We start from the raw sequence: 15,784 nt of genomic DNA, 5'->3' as shown, positions 1-15,784 counted from the left end.
ATGAAAGCTTTCGTCGAGACCGGCAATCTGTTCCCGGGCGGCTTCGCCGGCCTGTCCCGCATGTTCAGCATGTCGCTGTCGAAATTCGGCGGGATTACGATTCCGTTCAGCGTCTTCTACTTCCTGCTGAACATCCCGCCGACGTTGTTAGTCTACAAATATGTCGGCCACCGCTTCACGATCTTTTCCGTGCTGCAATATTCGCTGACCAGCTTGTTTACAGAGTTGCTTCCGACCTTTCCGATCACCAGCGACATGCTTTTGATCGCGGTATTCGGCGGTATCTTGGGCGGTCTGGCAATCTCAATCGCGCTGCGTGCGGATGCCAGCAGCGGCGGCACCGATTTCATCGCGATTTACGCCTCGACGAAATACAACGCGCCGACCTGGTCCTACGTCATGTATTTCAACGCCGCGATGTTAGTGCTGGCAGGCATTCTGTTCGGTTGGGAACAGGCGCTGTATTCAATTATTTATCAGTTCTGCAGCACCCAGGTCGTACAGACGATGCATCTGCGCTACAAGCTGAATTCCTTGTTTATCATCACGGAGAAGCCGGAAGAAGTCTGCGACGCGGTGTTCCATTACTGCCGTCACGGCATCACCAAGCTGTGGGGCGAAGGGGGCTTCTCGCATACGCCGCGGTGTCTGTTGTTCATGACGGTCAACGCGTATCAGGTACACGGCTTGATCGAAGCAATCCGCCTGGTCGATCCGAAGGTGTTCATCAACGTGTCCAAAACCGATAAAATCATCGGCAACTATTATCAGAAACCGCTGGACTAACCCAGCCTGAGACGTTCTTTCATCAGAACGTCTTTTTTTCCGCTTTTCGACGAAGTTAAACAAGCTTTGCGCTTTTAAGCGGGTATGCTGAGCTTAACGGAAGGGGCGAAGCACATGGACTATCAGGTTAACGATCCTGAACTGCAGCGAAAGCTGGATCTGGCGGACAATGTCATCCAGCCGAAAACCCGCCAGGAAAGCCGGCTGCAGCGCTACTGGCAAAGCGTGGGGTGGAAGCACGCGGATAAAAAAAACCTGGGACTACCATCATCCCAGGCTGCGGACAGCTGAGGCTGTCCGTTTATCGTTTGCGGAACTCAAGACCGATTTTGCGCTGGACCTTTTCCAGCTTGCGGCTGGCCAGCCGCTGCGCCTTGACGGCGCCCTCGGCCAGCGTTTCCTCGATCAAGGTCGAATTGATGATCTCGTTGTAGCGGGCCTGAATTCTTTCCAGCTCGGCGCAGACGACGTCCGCCACGGCGCTTTTGAATTCCCCATAGCCTTTGCCCGCGAAACGCTCGACGATCGTTTCGATCGCTTCACCTGAGAGCGAAGACATAATCGTCAGCAGGTTGGCGATGCCCGGCTGATTTTCAGGATCAAAGCGCACACACGCTTCGTTGTCTGTCACGGCCGACATGATTTTCTTGCGGGCCGATTTGAGATCTTCCAGCAGATAGATGCAGCCCTTGTCGCCTTTGTCGGATTTGGACATTTTCTTTGACGGATCGCTGAGCGACATGATCCGCGCGCCCACCTTTGGAACAACCGGCTCCGGAATCCGGAACGTTTCGCCATAGCGGTTGTTGAAGCGGTTGGCAATATCGCGGGTCAGCTCGACATGCTGCTTCTGATCCTCGCCGACGGGAACGTAATCCGCGTCATAGATCAGAATATCGGCCGCCATTAAGCACGGATAAGTGTACAGGCCGACCGTCAGGTTTGTTTCGCCTTTTGCGACCTTATCCTTATACTGCGTCATCCGGTTCAGCTCGCCCTGATAGCTGTTGCAGTTCATAATAAAGCCCAGCTGCGCATGCTCCTTGACGTCGGACTGTAAGAAAATCGTCGCCCGCTGCGGATCCAGACCGCACGCCAGATACAGCGCCACCGCGTCCTTCAGATTCTTTTTCAGTTCTTTGGGATCCTGATAAACCGTGATGCAGTGCAGGTTGGCGATGAACACAAGCATTTCGTATTCATCCTGATACTTGACGAAATTGCGCAGGGCGCCGATATAGTTGCCCAGCGTCAACTGTCCGCTCGGCTTGATTCCGCTGAGCATGACTTTTCTTTTTTCAGTGTTTTCCATCATTTCTCCTCCTAAAATAAAAACGTCCCGATCACCGGGACGCTTCCGCGTGGTACCACCCAGCTTGTTTTCCAGACGCCTGAAAAACCGCTCATGCAGGATAACGGCCTGTTCCGTTGGAAAACTGACGCTTTCCAAGGCTCCAAAAACCCAATTCACGAAAGATTTCTGCGGATGAGTCGCACCGTTCCTCATCTCTCTGGATGTCACAAAATCCCGCTACTGCTTTTTCTTCGTTGCTTTTCTTAATTTAAGCACAAACCGATCGAACATGCAAGCCGGATCGGACTGGATCTTGTCAATCCGAGACGCAGCAGCGAACTGCACGGTCATAAAAAATCATGAAATTCATCCGAGAATCGGCAGGGCCGGATTGAATTTCCGGCTGTTTCATTGTATGATAAAAGCTCAAAAGAACTCACAACGGCGTTGAGCTTGATTTCAGCCCGGCTGTGCGCAATAGAAATGGCGGTGCAATTTATGATCGTAGTGTATACTTCACCCGGCTGTGCTTCCTGCCGAAAGGTCAAACAATGGCTGAAAGAGCGGAATCTGCCGTATATAGAAAAGAACATTTTTACGACGCTGCTCAACGAAACGGAGATCCGGCATTTGTTGATGCGCAGTGAAAACGGCTCGGAGGATATCATCTCCAAGCGCTCAAAAATCATCCAGCAGAACGCGATCGACCTGGACGACATGACGATCAGCGAGCTGGTGCATTTCATCCAGGAAAATCCATCCGTGCTGAAACGGCCGATCATCCTGAATGAACGGAACTTCCAGGTCGGCTACGACGAGGAGGAGATCGACGCGTTCGTCCCGCAGCAGCTGCGCTCTCTGGCCCGGCTGTCCTGCAACGCCAGCTGTCCGAATTACGCCGGCTGCGGCAAGATCCGGGAAGAAGCCTGACAAGCATCTGCGGATGCTTGTTTTTTTCCTCAAATCCAAAAGAAACAAAGGGAGGATGAATGATGAAAATCTTAGTCGGTTTATCCGGCGGCGTCGATTCCGCCGTCGCGGCATATCTTTTAAAACAACAGGGGCTGGACGTAACCTGCGCGTTTATGCGCAACTGGGATTCGATGGCCAACAATGATTTCTTAGGCAATCCGAATGCGGACGATGACGTGTGTCCGCAGGAAAAGGACTGGATGGACGCTAAAAGTGTTGCCGACAGCCTGGGATTAGAGCTGCTGCGCGTGGATTTCGTCAAGGAGTATTGGGATAACGTTTTCTCTAATTTCCTGCAGGAATACAAGAAGGGCCGGACGCCGAATCCCGATATTTTGTGCAACAAATACATCAAGTTTTCCAGCTTTCTCGATTTCGCCCGCAGCCGCGGCTTCGATACGCTGGCGACCGGCCATTATGCGCGCGTGCGGCACGAAGCAGACTTCAGCGGTTTATACAAGGCGCACGACCTGAATAAGGATCAGAGCTATTTCCTTTGCCAGGTTGCGTCCGATGCGCTGCGGCATACATTGTTTCCGTTAGGCGAGATTGAAAAGCCGGAAGTGCGGCGGATCGCGAAGGAACTGCGGCTGTCAATCGCGGAGAAAAAGGATTCGACCGGAATCTGTTTTATCGGCGAGCGCAACTTCCGGGAATTTCTGAAGAACTACCTGCCGGCGAAATCCGGCAAGATCGTCGATGTGATCAGCCGCCGCGTCTTAGGTGATCATGAGGGCGTGCTGTATTACACGATCGGTCAGCGCAAAGGCCTGGGGATCGGCGGCGAGGGCGGACCGTGGTTTGTCGTCGGCAAGGACGTCGTCCATAACGAGCTGCTGGTGGCCAGCGGCGAAAGCAACGACTGGCTCTTAAGCGATACCTGTCTGGTCAGCGGCGTTAACTGGCTGGCCAGGACAAAACCGCAGGGCGCGCTGTCCTGCTGCGCGAAGTTCCGCTATCGTCAGAAGGACAATCCGGTGACGCTGGAATTCCTCAATGAAACGACTGTCAGACTGACCTATCCTCAGCAGGTCGCTTCGGTGACCCCGGGGCAGCAGGCGGTCTTCTATCTGGGCGAGCAGTGCCTGGGCGGGGGCGTGATCGAGGAAGTCTGGCATCGCGGACAATCGCTGACGGACCGGATCCGCAGCTTTGAGCCATGAACCGAGTCAGGCTGTCAAAGCGCCGGGTGCAGGTCATCCTGTTCAATTATTTCGCGGGCTACCTGTTTCTTTATCCCCTGTTGATCGGGGTGCTTTTCCGGCTGTTTGCACCCTTAGGGATTCCCAATCTTGACCGGATGCTGGAAAATCTGGTCTATATTCTGGTTTTCGCGGTGACGGTCGGCGCAGCCTGGCCGCTGTTAAAGGAACATCTTGAGCGCTTTCGGCAAAACCGGCGGGCGATTGTCAAATCGACGCTGACGCGCTATGTTCAGATGTGGCTGGTGATGTATGGGATGAATCTGGCGATCATTCTGATCACCGGGCTGTCGAGCAGCCAGAATCAGGATACCGTCGTCCAGCAGCTGACCCAGTCGCCGCTGCAGATCATTCTGGTCACCTGTCTGTTCGCGCCGATCGTCGAGGAAACTGTCTTCCGCGGGGCCGTCTTTACGCCGCTGCGCCAACGGGGCAGCTTTCGCACCGCCGCGCTGGTCAGCGGGTTTCTGTTCGGTCTTCTGCATGTGTTCACGTCGCTGCTGAACGGCAATCTCAGCGATGGGATCTTTATCCTCGTTTACGGCACGATGGGCTATCTGTTGTGCGCGGCCGAGGAAGAAAATCAGACGATCGTCAGTCCGCTGCTGATGCACGGGCTGAACAATCTGATCAGCGTGATGCTGATCCTGCTGTGAGAAAGGAATGAGGGAAATGAGTGAGGAACGCGACGTTATCCGCGGCAAACTGAAGCAGATCGTCTTCCGCAACGACGACAACGGCTACACTGTCGCTCGTTTTATCGTTGATGATCTGCAGCAGCGGCAGGTGACGATCACCGGGTATCTGCCGGTGTTCAGCGAGGACGCGCTGATGGAGTTAAGCGGCAGCTATGTCGATCATCCCCGCTATGGAATGCAGTTTCAGGTCGAGACCTTCCACCGCGTCATGCCGGATGACGAGGACTCCCTGATTCGTTTTCTGTCCGGTCCGTTATTTGAGGGCATCGGCAAAAAATATGCCGAAACGATTGTAGCGGCCCTTGGCAAAGACGCGATTTATCGGATTAAAAACGACCCAACTGTGCTGGACAGCGTGCCGAAAATGACGAGCAAGCGCCGGACAGCGATTCTGGAAGGGTTAAAAGAAAGCGACGACGATCTGGAAAATCTGATCCAGTTCTTTGTCGCCCATGGTCTGGGGATGCGCAACGTCATGAAGCTGGAGCGGATCTACGGTAAGGAAGCGGTTGAGAAAATCCAGGAAAATCCGTACCGGATGGTCGACGAGGTCGACGGCATCGGGTTTGCGACGGCGGACAAGGTCGCGATGTCGCTGGGCTTTGAGCTGGAGGATCCGCGCCGGCTGGAAGCGGCGATGGTGGCGCTGGTCGATCAGATGAACATGCAAAGCGGCGATACGTATGTCAGCCGCGAAGGGCTGGCGCATCAGATGAAACGCCAGTGCGCCGGTCTGACCTATGATTTTGACGAACTGCTGGAATCGCTGCTTTTACAACGACGGTTAGTGGAAGAAGAAGGGCGGATCTATCATGTCGATCAATATGACGCGGAGGTCCAGATCGCGCAGTTTCTGACGCTGTTTCCGTTTGAAGAACTGGAACCGGTCGATCCCCAAACGCTGCAGCTTGAGCTGGACGCGCTGCAGGAAAAGCTGGCGATCACCTACGATCAGGCGCAGCTGGACGCGATCCACACGTTTTTTGAACATGACGCGATGATCCTGACCGGCGGCCCGGGAACGGGCAAGACAACCGTTGTGCGGGCGTTGACCGCGTTGTTTAAAAAACTGTATCCGTACCAGCGGATCGCCTGCTGCGCCCCGACCGGACGGGCGGCGAAGCGGCTGGCTGAGCTGACGGAAACCGATACGTTTACGATCCACAGTTTGTTGGGCTGGGATCTGGAATCGAATACGTTTACCAAGACGGAACAGGATCCGCTGATCGTCGATCTGTTGATCATCGACGAATTTTCCATGGTCGACAGCTGGCTGTTCGCGGCGCTGTGCAAGGCCTCGGTGCATGTCAAGAAGCTGTGCATCATCGGCGACGAGGATCAGCTGCCTTCGGTCCGCTGCGGCTGCGTCTTGAAGGATTTAATCACCTCCGAGCTGTTTCCGTTAGTCCGGCTGGAACGGATCTTCCGCCAGAGCGAGGGCAGCGACGTGATCACGCTGGCGCATCAGATTCGTCAGGGCCAGACGGAGGAGCTGGACTGTCATGGCGACGTGGCGTTTTTCCCGGTCGGACTTTACGAGATCAAGGACCAGGTCATCAACGTCGTTCAGTCGGCGCTCAACAAGGGCTACGATATCCAGGACATTCAGGTGCTCGCCAGCAAATACAACGGACCGGCCGGGATCGACCGGCTGAACGCCGCTTTGCAGCAATGCCTGAATCCGCCGGAGAAGGGCAAGCGTGAATGGAAGGTGGGCTACCGCACCTTCCGCGAGGGCGACAAAATTTTACAATTAAAAAACCAGCCGGATGACGACGTCTACAATGGCGATATCGGCATGCTCGTGGAAATCGTTTACGCCAATGAGGACGAAGCCGGCAAAAACCGGCTGATCGTCGACTTCGAAGGAATTCTCGTTGAATACACCTCGGATAACCTGCTCAACATTTCGCACGCCTACTGCATTTCCGTGCATAAATCCCAGGGCAGCGAATATCCGATCGTCATCATGCCGGTCGTGCGTGATTATGGGATCATGCTTCAGCGGCGGCTGATCTATACCGGCGTCACCCGCGCTAAAAAATCACTGGTTCTCTTAGGCGAGAAGGACGCGTTGATCCGCGGGATTGCCAGCCAGGAACATCATTTGCGCTCAACGACGCTTACCCGGCGGATCGCGGCGATGCTGAATCCGGAATTTTAAGCATAAGTTTATCCGCTTGCGGACATACTAACACCAAAAGGAGTGGAACGTATGAAAAAATGGTTATTCGGTTTCATGGCCGGTATGGCTGCCGGCATGGTGGTCGCGTTTGCGAATGAAGATGAACTCGACGACGCTTATTACAAGGCCTGCAAATGTAAAAAGAAGCTGATCCGCAAAATGCACCAGATGGATCTTGAACACTAACCCCGTCGTTGCGGGGTTTCTCTTTTATGAAAGACCTGTTTGAACGAACGGATTGGAAACGCTGGCTGCAGCTGTTTGGCTGCGTGCTGATCGTGATGATCGTGCTCAGAATGTTAGGCTGGGATGTTGTGCTGATGGCCGTCTTCCATGCGCTGTCGCCGCTGTTGTTCTCCTGTCTGATCGTGTTTCTGTTTGAGCCGTTTGTCGAGAAACTGCCGTTTCCCCGGGGGATCAGCTGTTCGCTGGTGTACTTCGGTTTCCTCGGGCTGTTGGTTCTGGGCATCGGCATGATGGTGCCGTTAGTGATGGAGCAGGGGTCGCAGCTGCTGGGCGAAGCGGGCCGGTTAAGAGAACAGCTGGCGGCGACCGAGTTCTTTCACTGGGCCGGGCAGCTGGATTGGCATGGCGTATTCACGGCCGGCTATGAGGCGGCGATGAGCGCGACCCGCAGCGCCGTCGACCGGCTGTCGTTTTTCGGCGTCAGCTTTTTAGGTGCGTATTTCATTGCGCTGGACATGGAAGCCTTCGGGCGCATTCTCAAAAAACGGCTTCCGTCCTATCAGCACTGGCTGCTTTTCTACAAAACCAGCTCGCGCGTCGTCTACCACTATCTGCGCGGCTTGGCGCTGGATTTGTTGTTTTTAATGATCACCGTGTCGGTGCTGTTGTTGATCTTCAGCGTACCCAACGCCGTATTCTACGCGATCATGCTTGCGCTGTTCAATCTGATTCCCTATCTGGGCGCAACGGTCGGTCAGATCGTGATCCTGCTTGCGCAATATTTCGCAACCGGTCAGATCCCGTGGGTATTGGGTGTCTTGTTGTGGCTGATCCAGCAGATTGAAGCCAACTGGGTGCAGCCGCTGATCTTCAAAAAGGTCATGAACCTGCGGCCGGTTTATACGCTGATCGCGCTATTGGCCGGGGGTTGTTTCTTCGGCATGATCGGGATCATTCTGGCGCCGATCCTGGCCGCGATTGTACAGCTGGCCTACCGCAGCTATCTTTTCGCAAAATGCACGGAAACAGTTGGCACGTGGGAAACAGTGTGGTATAATTTCTATAGTTTTGAAAACGATGACGAAGAAGAGTAGATCAGGCTGTTCCATTGCAGAGAGAAAACGGCGGTGCAAGTTTTCATGGAATCTGATCGAAGCCGCTTCCGAGTTTGCCCAAAGCAACGTGTGCTCTGCGTTAAAGAGAAATGAGGGCATTTCTTTTGAAGAAAAGAAATGAATCAGGATGGTACCGCGTGAGTAAAGCGTTCCTGGAGTTTCAGGGCGCTTTTTATTTTGGCAGACGCATCAGACAAAGAAAGGAAGAAACAAACATGAAAGAATTAACAGGCAACCAGGTACGCCAGATGTTTCTGGACTACTTCCAATCCAAAGGTCACATGATTGAACCGGGAGCTTCGCTGATCCCGCATAACGATCCGACGCTGTTGTGGATCAATGCGGGCGTCGCGGCGCTGAAAAAATATTTCGACGGCAGCGAGAAGCCGGCCTGCAACCGGATCGCCAACGCGCAGAAGTCGATCCGCACCAACGATATCGAAAACGTTGGCAAGACTGCCCGGCATCATACGTTCTTTGAGATGCTCGGCAACTTCTCGATCGGCGATTACTTCAAAGCGGACGCGATCCCGTTCGCCTGGGAATTTTTAACCTCGCCAAAGTGGATCGGCTTTGACAAAAACAAGCTGTATGTCACTGTCTATCCGGACGATGAGGAAGCTTACCGCATCTGGACCGAGGTGTGCGGCGTCGATCCAAGCCATATCTTAAAAACCGAAGATAACTTCTGGGAGATCGGCGAAGGGCCGGGCGGACCGGACAGCGAGATTTTCTATGACCGCGGCGAAAAGTATGACCCGGAGGGGTTAGGCGAAAAGCTGTTCTTTGAAGAAATGGAGAACGACCGCTACATCGAAGTCTGGAACGTCGTGTTCAGTCAGTTTGACTGCCGGCCGGGAACGGACCGCAAGCTGTATAAAGAGCTGCCGCACAAGAACATTGATACCGGCATGGGACTGGAACGGTTAGTTTCGATCATCCAGGAAGGGGAAACGAACTTTGATACCGACCTGTTCCTGCCGATCATCCGCGCGGCGGAAAAGCTCGCCAAGCATCCGTATGAAGGTGAATATAAAATGGCGTACCGCGTCATTGCCGACCATATCCGCACCGTGACCTTCGCGCTGAGCGACGGCGCGATGTTCTCCAACGAGGGCCGCGGCTACGTGCTGCGCCGGGTGCTGCGCCGGGCGGTTCGCTACGGTATTAAATTAGGCATTAACGGCGCGTTTATGTACAAGCTGGTCGACGTCGTCGCCGACAACATGAAGGATTTTTATCCGTATCTGTTAGAAAAGTCGGAATTTGTCGCCAAGCTGGTTAAGAATGAGGAAGAAGCGTTCCACTCGACGCTGGCCAACGGTGAAAAGCTGCTCAATGAGGAGCTGGCCAAAGCCGAAGCGGCGAAAACCTTGAGCGGCGAGGTCGTCTTCAAGCTGTACGATACCTACGGCTTCCCGCTGGAGCTGACGAAAGAAATCGCCGGCGAGCGCGGTTATACGATCGACGAGGAAGGCTTTGAGGCGCAGATGGCGAAGCAGCGTGAACGTGCCCGGGCCGCGCGTGAAGACGCGCAGTCGATGGCCAGCCAGTCGGCGGATCTGATGGATTTCACGGCGCCGTTTGAATTCACGGGCTATGAAACAATGAGCGATACCGGAACGATCACCGGATTGTTTAAAAACGGCGTGCGCGTCGCGATACTGGAAGACGAGGGCGAGGTCATCCTCGACCGTTCCTGCTTCTACGCCGAAAGCGGCGGACAGGTGGCCGACGGCGGCACGATGCGCTGCGACGAAGCGGATTGCGAAGTGCTCGACGTCAAGAAAGCGCCGCACAAGCAGTTTATGCATCATGTGAAAGTCGTCGACGGCGTGCTGAAGGAAGGCATGAAGCTGCAGCTGCAGGTCGACGTCCAGCGCCGGATCCGCACGATGGCCAACCATTCCTGCGTCCATCTGATGCAGAGCGCGCTGAAGAAGATCGTCGGCAATCACATCGCCCAGGCCGGCTCTTATGTCTGCCAGGATTACGCGCGGTTCGACTTCACGCATTTTGAAAAGGTCAGCGATCAGCAGTTAAAGGAAGTCGAAGCGCTGGTCAACGACTTCGTCATGGCAAAATTCCCGGTCCATACCGAAGTCATGGCGATTGAAGAAGCCAAGCATTCCGGCGCGATCGCGCTGTTTGATGAAAAATACGGCGATGAAGTCCGCGTCGTATCGATGGGCGAGGTTTCCAAGGAACTGTGCGCCGGCACGCATGTCCACAACACGCAGGATATCGGCGTGTTCAAGATCGTCAGCGAAGAAAGCATCGGCTCCGGCATCCGCCGGATCACCGCCAAGACCGGCTATGCGGCCTACCAGGAGTTCGTCAGCGAACAGGACGTGTTAAAAACGATTGCCGCGCAGCTGAAGATGAACAGCCTTAACGGCGTCAGTGAAAAGGTTGCGGGCGTGCTGGAAGAAAACGCGGCGCTGAAAAAAGAAATCGGGCAGCTGAACCAGAAAATGATGGTCTTAAAAGCAGACGACATGGTCAATCATGCGGAAGCGGTCAACGGTCTGAATATCATTCTGGAAGAGGTTTCCGGACTTGACGGACAGGCGATGAAGAATCTGGCGGAAACGCTGCGCAATAAGTGTGAAAAATCTTTCATCTTCTTAGCCAATCCTTCGGAAGGCAAGGTCACCTATGTCTGCGCCTGCAGCAAGGAAGCGATCGCCAAGGGCATAAAAGCCGGAGATTTCGTGAAAATGGCGGCCCAGATGAGCCAGGGCAACGGCGGCGGCCGGCCGGACATGGCGCAGTCGGGCGGCAAGGATGGTTCCAAAGTGGACGAAGTCTTTGCGCTGATTCGCTCAAAACTTTGAAAATCCCTTTCCAATTTCCGCAGTTTACGCTAAAATGAATTCAAGGAGGGATATCCATGTCAAAACAAATTACCGAAACGATGTCTTTTAAGTCAGAGGAGATCCGCAGAGATAACATCAAGCAGGTGCTCCGGCTGACAAAAGAAGCGCTCGAAGAACGAGGCTACAATGCAGTGAACCAGCTGGCAGGGTATCTGATTTCCAATGATCCGGCCTACATTTCCTCGCATCACAACGCCCGCAGCATCATTCAGTCGGTCGAGCGTTACGAAATCATCGAGGAACTGGTGCGTTCCTACCTGGAAGAAAAGTAATGGAACGGATCTTGGGGCTGGATCTGGGCAGCCGCACGCTGGGCATCGCGGTTTCCGATCCCCTGGGCATGATTGCCCGGACGGTGGAAACGTTCCGGTTTGCGGATGACGATTACGACGCGGCCTGCGCCCGGGCGGTGCAGCTGGCGAAGGAGCTGGGTGCGGTGAAGTTTGTGCTGGGCCTGCCGAAGCACATGAACGGCGATGTCGGGATCCGCGGCCAGATCTCGCTGGATTTCAAGGCGAAGCTGGAAGCAGCCTGCGGCCTGCCGGTCATCTTACAGGATGAACGGCTGACGACGGCGGCAGCCGAGCGAATCTTAATCTCTGCGGACGTTTCCCGCAAAAAGCGCAAAGCGGTGATCGATCAGATGGCGGCAGTGCAAATCCTGCAGAGTTATTTAGATCAGAAGCGCTAAGAGTGCAGCAATGCACTCTTTCATTTGAATCGCAAAAAGGAGGAAAAAGCGATGTTGGAATCAAATAAAATTTTAATTACGGAAGAAGACGGCACGGAAACAGAAATGGAAATCCTGTTTACCTTCGACGACGACAGCCGCAGCAAAAGCTACGTGTTGTTCACCGATCCGAAGGATGAGGAAGGCGAGGTTTTCGCCTGCAGCTACACCGACGAGGGCGAAATGGAACCGGTTGAGGATCCCGAGGAGTGGAGCATGATCGAGGAAGTCTTCGGGGCTTTTGTCGAGGAATTAGACGATGCCGAAGTCGAAGAATAAACGGCGCAAAAAGAATAACGGACTGGCCGCCGTACTGATCGTGCTGGTCGTATGCGCCGGCCTGGTTCTGGGCGGGATTTTCTTTTACAACGGTCAGCTGAAGCCGGCCGCTTCGGAAAGCGAACAGATCACCTTTACCGTCAGTCAGGGCGAATCGCTCAACCGGGTCATTAAGAACCTGGAAGATCAGGGCGTGATCCGCAGCGGCTGGGCGGCGAAGATCAGTGTCAAGCTGGCGAAGCTGACGAACATCAAAGCCGGCACGTACATCTTGGATCCGAGCTGGGAAGTCCGGGAGATTTTTGAAGTGCTCAACGATTCCCACGGGGCGGTCGTTAACGACACGCGCTTAACGTTCATCGAGGGCGACTGGGCGAAGCATATCGCTGAAAAAATCGGCGAGACGACGCGCTGCAGCAAGGATGAAATGTTGGCGCTGTGGAACGATGAAAGCTATGTCCGTTCGCTGATGAGTGATTATCCGTTTTTAACCGAGGAAATCTTCAACGCGGACAGCCGGATTTTATTAGAAGGCTATCTGTTTCCGGAAACCTACAATTTCTTTGTCGACGCCGACGCCGATCAGATTACCCGCAAGATACTGGATCAGACGCTGAAGGTTTACAATGAGTTTGCGGATCAGTTCGCGCAGTCGCAGCTGAGCGTGCACCAGCTGTTTACGCTGGCTTCGATTGTTCAGTATGAAGCGGCCAAGCCGAGCGATATGCAGCTGGTCGCGGGCGTGTTCTACAACCGTCTGGCCGCCGGCATGAAGCTGCAGTCGAGCGTCACCGTGTGCTATGCGATAGATAAGGAAAAAGACGACGACTGGATGGCGTGCGAGGTCAATCCGGACTTTGATTCCCCGTATAACACCTACCGCGTCGAAGGTTTGCCGCCCGGCCCGATTCTCAATCCGGGACGCGATGCGATTCAGGCGGTCCTGCAGCCGCAGGCCAGCGATTACCTGTATTTCATGGCCGATGTGAAGGGTGACGGCACGGTGTATTACGCCAAGACCTACGCCGAGCATCAGGCCAATGTCCGCAAGTATTTAAAATAAACGTCAGTCAGGAAGAGGTGAGGGAAGATGAAGCCGTTATTGATCGGCATCGCCGGCGGCAGCGCGTCGGGCAAAACGACGATTGCCCAGTGTCTGAAGGAAGAATTTGAACAGACGCGGTCGGTCGTGATCATCCGCGAGGACGATTATTACAAAGACCAGTCGCAGAAAACGATGGCGGAGCGGGTAAAAACGAATTATGATCATCCGTTTGCCTTCGATCACGCGCTGATGATCGAACAGATCGACGCCCTGTTAGCCGGGCAAGCGATTGAGAAGCCGGTTTACGACTTTGTCCAGCATACCCGCAGCACTGTTACGGAAGTGATCGAGCCATGCGATGTCGTCGTGCTCGAGGGGCTGTTTGTGCTGGAGGAACCGGAGCTGCGCAAGCGCTTAAACATTAAGGTGTACGTCGATACCGATGCCGATATCCGCTTTATCCGGCGGCTTTTGCGGGATGTTGAGGAACGCGGAAGAACGCTGCAGTCGGTCGTTAATCAATACACAGAAACCGTGCGGGTGATGCACGAGCAGTTTATCGAACCGTCCAAACGGTATGCCGACGTGATCATCCCCGAGGGCGGAAGCAACATCGTTGCGATCGATCTGCTGAAGACAAAAATCAGTAGCATCATCAGTCCAAATATGCTATAATAGCCGAGCTAAGGAGTGAGAAAACCAATGGCAGATGATAAAATTTATGTAACTCAAGAAGGTCTTGAAGAATTAAAAAAGGAACAGGAAAACCTGATCCATGTCGTTCGTCAGGAAGTCATTGAAGATTTAAAGGCCGCCCGGGCGCAGGGCGACTTGTCTGAAAACGCCGACTACGATGCCGCGCGGGATCGTCAGGCTCAGGTTGAAGCCCGGATCCGCGAGCTGGAAGTCATGCTTAACAATATCGAAATCATCGACGATAAGCAGGGCTCGGTACGGGTTGCGAAAATCGGCTCAACCGTTAAGATCGAAGAACTCGACACGCATCAGATTGACGAGTTCACAATCGTGGGTTCCGTAGAAGCGGATCCGCTCAACGGCAAGCTGTCCAACGTCACGCCGCTGGCGGAAGCAATTCTGGAACACAAAGTTGGTCAGACCGTTGAAGTTCTGGTCGACGAGCCGTATCAGGTAAAGATTTTAGAGATTCGGTAAAAAAACAGGATTTTTAACAATTTGCGCAATAGAATAAGCAGGTGATCTTATGAGAAAAGAGTTCCTGCTTATTTTTTGTTTCGTTTTTCTGCTTCTGCCGCTGATTCCGCAGCGCGTCGTCGATTTGGAGGCTATGCGCGGGCAGCCGATTACCGTGACGATCGAGGGGGCTGTGCGGGAGCCGGTCACCCTGGAATGTCCGCCCTACACCGAGCTGGGCGAATTGCTGGACCAGGTGACGCTGTTGGACGACGCGGACCTCTCGCCGTTTTCAATGACGATGATCGTCAAGGATCACGACGTGATCCAGATTCCCCATTTCCAGGAAACGCCGCGGATTTCGATCAACACCGCATCCGCCGAGCAGCTGACGCAGCTGCCGGGAGTGGGGCAGGCGACGGCGGAAAAGATCGTGGCTTACCGCGCGGAGCATGGTTTGTTTCAAACGTTGGAAGATCTGATGCAGGTGCCGGGCATCAAGCAGAAGAAATGGGAAGCGCTGAAGGAGTTTATATGCTTATAAACGACACTGACGCGCTGCGGTGGCTGGTTTGCGTCGTGATCAGTCTGTGTCTGCCGCTCCCTGTGCAGAAAACCGGCCTGCTTTTCAGCCTGGTCTTCGTGCTGGTCTCCGCCCGCCCGAAGCAGCGGAAGTTTCTGTTTTTCTGGCTGTCCTCGGTTCTTGTCATTCTGTTCTGGCAGCTGAAACCGTCGCCGGCGCTCACTGCACCACGGATCAGCGGCACGGTGAGCGCGGTTTCCGCCAACAGCTTTATCCTCGAAAATTCTCAAGGCCGCTTTCAGGTGATCAGCGAAAATCGCCCCGGGTTAGACGATCAGGTCGAGGTCGAAGGGGAAAGCAGCCTATTTGAAGAAAATTATTCGTTCTATGGTTTCGATGCGAAAGCCTGGTCGCTGCGGGAAAAGCTTAACGGCCGCGTGTTTGCCAAAACCGTTAAGATCGTAAGCGCCGGGAAAACACTGCGGGCTTTTCTTTACCGCCGCATTGAAGCGATCCGCGATCCGGCTGCCCGGGCGCTGGCAGGCAAGCTGATTCTGGGTGTGAATGAGGAAGAAGGCGGACTGGCGATCTTGCTTCGCTGCGGATTTCAAATCAGCGTGCTGATTCAGGGCCTGGGAATGATCTGCGGCTGGTTCTTGACGGACCGGAGCGTGCGAAGGATCCGCTTGGGGACCGTGCTGGGCATCGCCGCGATACTGCATTTTCCCTATCCTCTGG

At 54.3% G+C, this 15,784-nt stretch carries 18 protein-coding genes and 2 other annotated features; of the genes, 17 read left to right on the top strand and 1 reads right to left on the bottom strand.

Annotation, left to right across the window (positions count from 1 at the left end):
- A partial coding sequence (locus AC5OW4_RS11145; RefSeq protein ID WP_493676973.1) for a YitT family protein occupies nt 1-786 on the top strand: 786 nt, incomplete at its 5' end.
- A gap of 114 nt (nt 787-900) precedes the next feature.
- Complete coding sequence (locus AC5OW4_RS11140) at nt 901-1,077, top strand: hypothetical protein (RefSeq protein WP_195547937.1); 177 nt, start codon at nt 901-903, stop codon at nt 1,075-1,077.
- A gap of 10 nt (nt 1,078-1,087) precedes the next feature.
- On the opposite strand, the gene trpS is transcribed toward AC5OW4_RS11140, so the two are convergent.
- Nucleotides 1,088-2,098 (bottom strand): tryptophan--tRNA ligase, encoded by a 1,011-nt coding sequence (trpS, locus tag AC5OW4_RS11135; RefSeq protein WP_072684571.1) that lies wholly within the window; start codon nt 2,096-2,098, stop codon nt 1,088-1,090.
- A 32-nt stretch (nt 2,099-2,130) separates the two neighbouring features.
- Nucleotides 2,131-2,344, bottom strand: a binding site (T-box leader).
- 234 nt (nt 2,345-2,578) lie between these two features.
- Between trpS and AC5OW4_RS11130 the strand changes: the two genes are divergently transcribed.
- The 15 genes from AC5OW4_RS11130 to AC5OW4_RS11060 all read left to right on the top strand — a co-directional run.
- Nucleotides 2,579-3,010, top strand: coding sequence for a Spx/MgsR family RNA polymerase-binding regulatory protein (locus AC5OW4_RS11130; protein ID WP_039865115.1), 432 nt, complete (start codon nt 2,579-2,581; stop codon nt 3,008-3,010).
- A gap of 59 nt (nt 3,011-3,069) precedes the next feature.
- Nucleotides 3,070-4,215: a tRNA 2-thiouridine(34) synthase MnmA gene (gene mnmA / locus AC5OW4_RS11125; RefSeq protein ID WP_295767836.1), complete on the top strand. Its 1,146-nt coding sequence runs from the start codon at nt 3,070-3,072 to the stop codon at nt 4,213-4,215.
- Entirely contained in the window at nt 4,212-4,910 is a 699-nt protein-coding gene (locus AC5OW4_RS11120; protein WP_295767838.1) for a CPBP family intramembrane glutamic endopeptidase, read from the top strand. Before mnmA ends, AC5OW4_RS11120 begins: the two co-directional genes overlap by 4 nt.
- A 16-nt stretch (nt 4,911-4,926) precedes the next feature.
- A complete protein-coding gene (gene recD2, locus AC5OW4_RS11115; protein ID WP_295767840.1) occupies nt 4,927-7,116 on the top strand; it encodes an SF1B family DNA helicase RecD2 in 2,190 nt (729 codons plus the stop codon).
- 51 nt (nt 7,117-7,167) lie between these two features.
- A complete protein-coding gene (locus AC5OW4_RS11110; protein ID WP_006060679.1) occupies nt 7,168-7,323 on the top strand; it encodes a hypothetical protein in 156 nt (51 codons plus the stop codon).
- A 26-nt stretch (nt 7,324-7,349) separates the two neighbouring features.
- Nucleotides 7,350-8,417 carry an AI-2E family transporter gene (locus AC5OW4_RS11105; protein ID WP_493676971.1) on the top strand — a complete coding sequence of 356 codons (1,068 nt, stop codon included), beginning with the start codon at nt 7,350-7,352 and terminating at the stop codon, nt 8,415-8,417.
- Nucleotides 8,392-8,595: a binding site (T-box leader), on the top strand. (Overlaps the previous gene by 26 nt.)
- Nucleotides 8,596-8,653: 58 nt before the next feature.
- A complete protein-coding gene (gene alaS, locus AC5OW4_RS11100) occupies nt 8,654-11,275 on the top strand; it encodes an alanine--tRNA ligase (protein WP_493676970.1) in 2,622 nt (873 codons plus the stop codon).
- A 56-nt stretch (nt 11,276-11,331) separates the two neighbouring features.
- The gene (locus AC5OW4_RS11095) at nt 11,332-11,589 is read left to right on the top strand and encodes an IreB family regulatory phosphoprotein (protein WP_006060683.1); all 258 of its coding nucleotides are present in this window, start codon (nt 11,332-11,334) and stop codon (nt 11,587-11,589) included.
- Nucleotides 11,589-12,008: a Holliday junction resolvase RuvX gene (gene ruvX, locus AC5OW4_RS11090; RefSeq protein WP_493676968.1), complete on the top strand. Its 420-nt coding sequence runs from the start codon at nt 11,589-11,591 to the stop codon at nt 12,006-12,008. Before AC5OW4_RS11095 ends, ruvX begins: the two co-directional genes overlap by 1 nt.
- A 51-nt stretch (nt 12,009-12,059) precedes the next feature.
- On the top strand, nt 12,060-12,326 hold the full coding sequence (locus AC5OW4_RS11085; protein WP_039865117.1) for a DUF1292 domain-containing protein: 267 nt from the start codon (nt 12,060-12,062) through the stop codon (nt 12,324-12,326).
- Nucleotides 12,307-13,389, top strand: coding sequence for an endolytic transglycosylase MltG (mltG, locus tag AC5OW4_RS11080; RefSeq protein WP_006060686.1), 1,083 nt, complete (start codon nt 12,307-12,309; stop codon nt 13,387-13,389). The genes AC5OW4_RS11085 and mltG overlap by 20 nt, the downstream gene beginning before the upstream one ends.
- 27 nt (nt 13,390-13,416) lie before the next feature.
- Nucleotides 13,417-14,046, top strand: coding sequence for a uridine kinase (udk, locus tag AC5OW4_RS11075; RefSeq protein WP_195396978.1), 630 nt, complete (start codon nt 13,417-13,419; stop codon nt 14,044-14,046).
- A 27-nt stretch (nt 14,047-14,073) separates the two neighbouring features.
- Entirely contained in the window at nt 14,074-14,544 is a 471-nt protein-coding gene (greA, locus tag AC5OW4_RS11070) for a transcription elongation factor GreA (RefSeq protein WP_006060688.1), read from the top strand.
- Between the two features lie 49 nt (nt 14,545-14,593).
- Nucleotides 14,594-15,067: a ComEA family DNA-binding protein gene (locus tag AC5OW4_RS11065; RefSeq protein ID WP_072684468.1), complete on the top strand. Its 474-nt coding sequence runs from the start codon at nt 14,594-14,596 to the stop codon at nt 15,065-15,067.
- Nucleotides 15,058-15,784, top strand: a 727-nt coding sequence (locus tag AC5OW4_RS11060; protein ID WP_493676967.1) for a hypothetical protein, incomplete at its 3' end; no start/stop codon positions are given. The genes AC5OW4_RS11065 and AC5OW4_RS11060, both read left to right, overlap by 10 nt.

This window comes from Holdemania sp., from assembly GCF_986127675.1.
The sequence above is the reverse complement of the archived record's forward strand: the minus strand, read 5'-3'. Positions and strand labels throughout refer to the sequence as shown.

Coding starts and splice junctions, on each gene's coding strand:
- trpS (WP_072684571.1), bottom strand. CDS start 2,098: ATGGAAAACACTGAAAAAAGAAAAGTCATGCTCAGCGGAATCAAGCCG.
- mnmA (WP_295767836.1), top strand. CDS start 3,070: ATGATGAAAATCTTAGTCGGTTTATCCGGCGGCGTCGATTCCGCCGTC.
- AC5OW4_RS11105 (WP_493676971.1), top strand. CDS start 7,350: ATGAAAGACCTGTTTGAACGAACGGATTGGAAACGCTGGCTGCAGCTG.
- greA (WP_006060688.1), top strand. CDS start 14,074: ATGGCAGATGATAAAATTTATGTAACTCAAGAAGGTCTTGAAGAATTA.
- alaS (WP_493676970.1), top strand. CDS start 8,654: ATGAAAGAATTAACAGGCAACCAGGTACGCCAGATGTTTCTGGACTAC.
- AC5OW4_RS11065 (WP_072684468.1), top strand. CDS start 14,594: ATGAGAAAAGAGTTCCTGCTTATTTTTTGTTTCGTTTTTCTGCTTCTG.
- AC5OW4_RS11110 (WP_006060679.1), top strand. CDS start 7,168: ATGAAAAAATGGTTATTCGGTTTCATGGCCGGTATGGCTGCCGGCATG.
- AC5OW4_RS11095 (WP_006060683.1), top strand. CDS start 11,332: ATGTCAAAACAAATTACCGAAACGATGTCTTTTAAGTCAGAGGAGATC.
- AC5OW4_RS11130 (WP_039865115.1), top strand. CDS start 2,579: ATGATCGTAGTGTATACTTCACCCGGCTGTGCTTCCTGCCGAAAGGTC.
- udk (WP_195396978.1), top strand. CDS start 13,417: ATGAAGCCGTTATTGATCGGCATCGCCGGCGGCAGCGCGTCGGGCAAA.
- mltG (WP_006060686.1), top strand. CDS start 12,307: ATGCCGAAGTCGAAGAATAAACGGCGCAAAAAGAATAACGGACTGGCC.
- AC5OW4_RS11120 (WP_295767838.1), top strand. CDS start 4,212: ATGAACCGAGTCAGGCTGTCAAAGCGCCGGGTGCAGGTCATCCTGTTC.
- recD2 (WP_295767840.1), top strand. CDS start 4,927: ATGAGTGAGGAACGCGACGTTATCCGCGGCAAACTGAAGCAGATCGTC.
- AC5OW4_RS11085 (WP_039865117.1), top strand. CDS start 12,060: ATGTTGGAATCAAATAAAATTTTAATTACGGAAGAAGACGGCACGGAA.
- ruvX (WP_493676968.1), top strand. CDS start 11,589: ATGGAACGGATCTTGGGGCTGGATCTGGGCAGCCGCACGCTGGGCATC.
- AC5OW4_RS11140 (WP_195547937.1), top strand. CDS start 901: ATGGACTATCAGGTTAACGATCCTGAACTGCAGCGAAAGCTGGATCTG.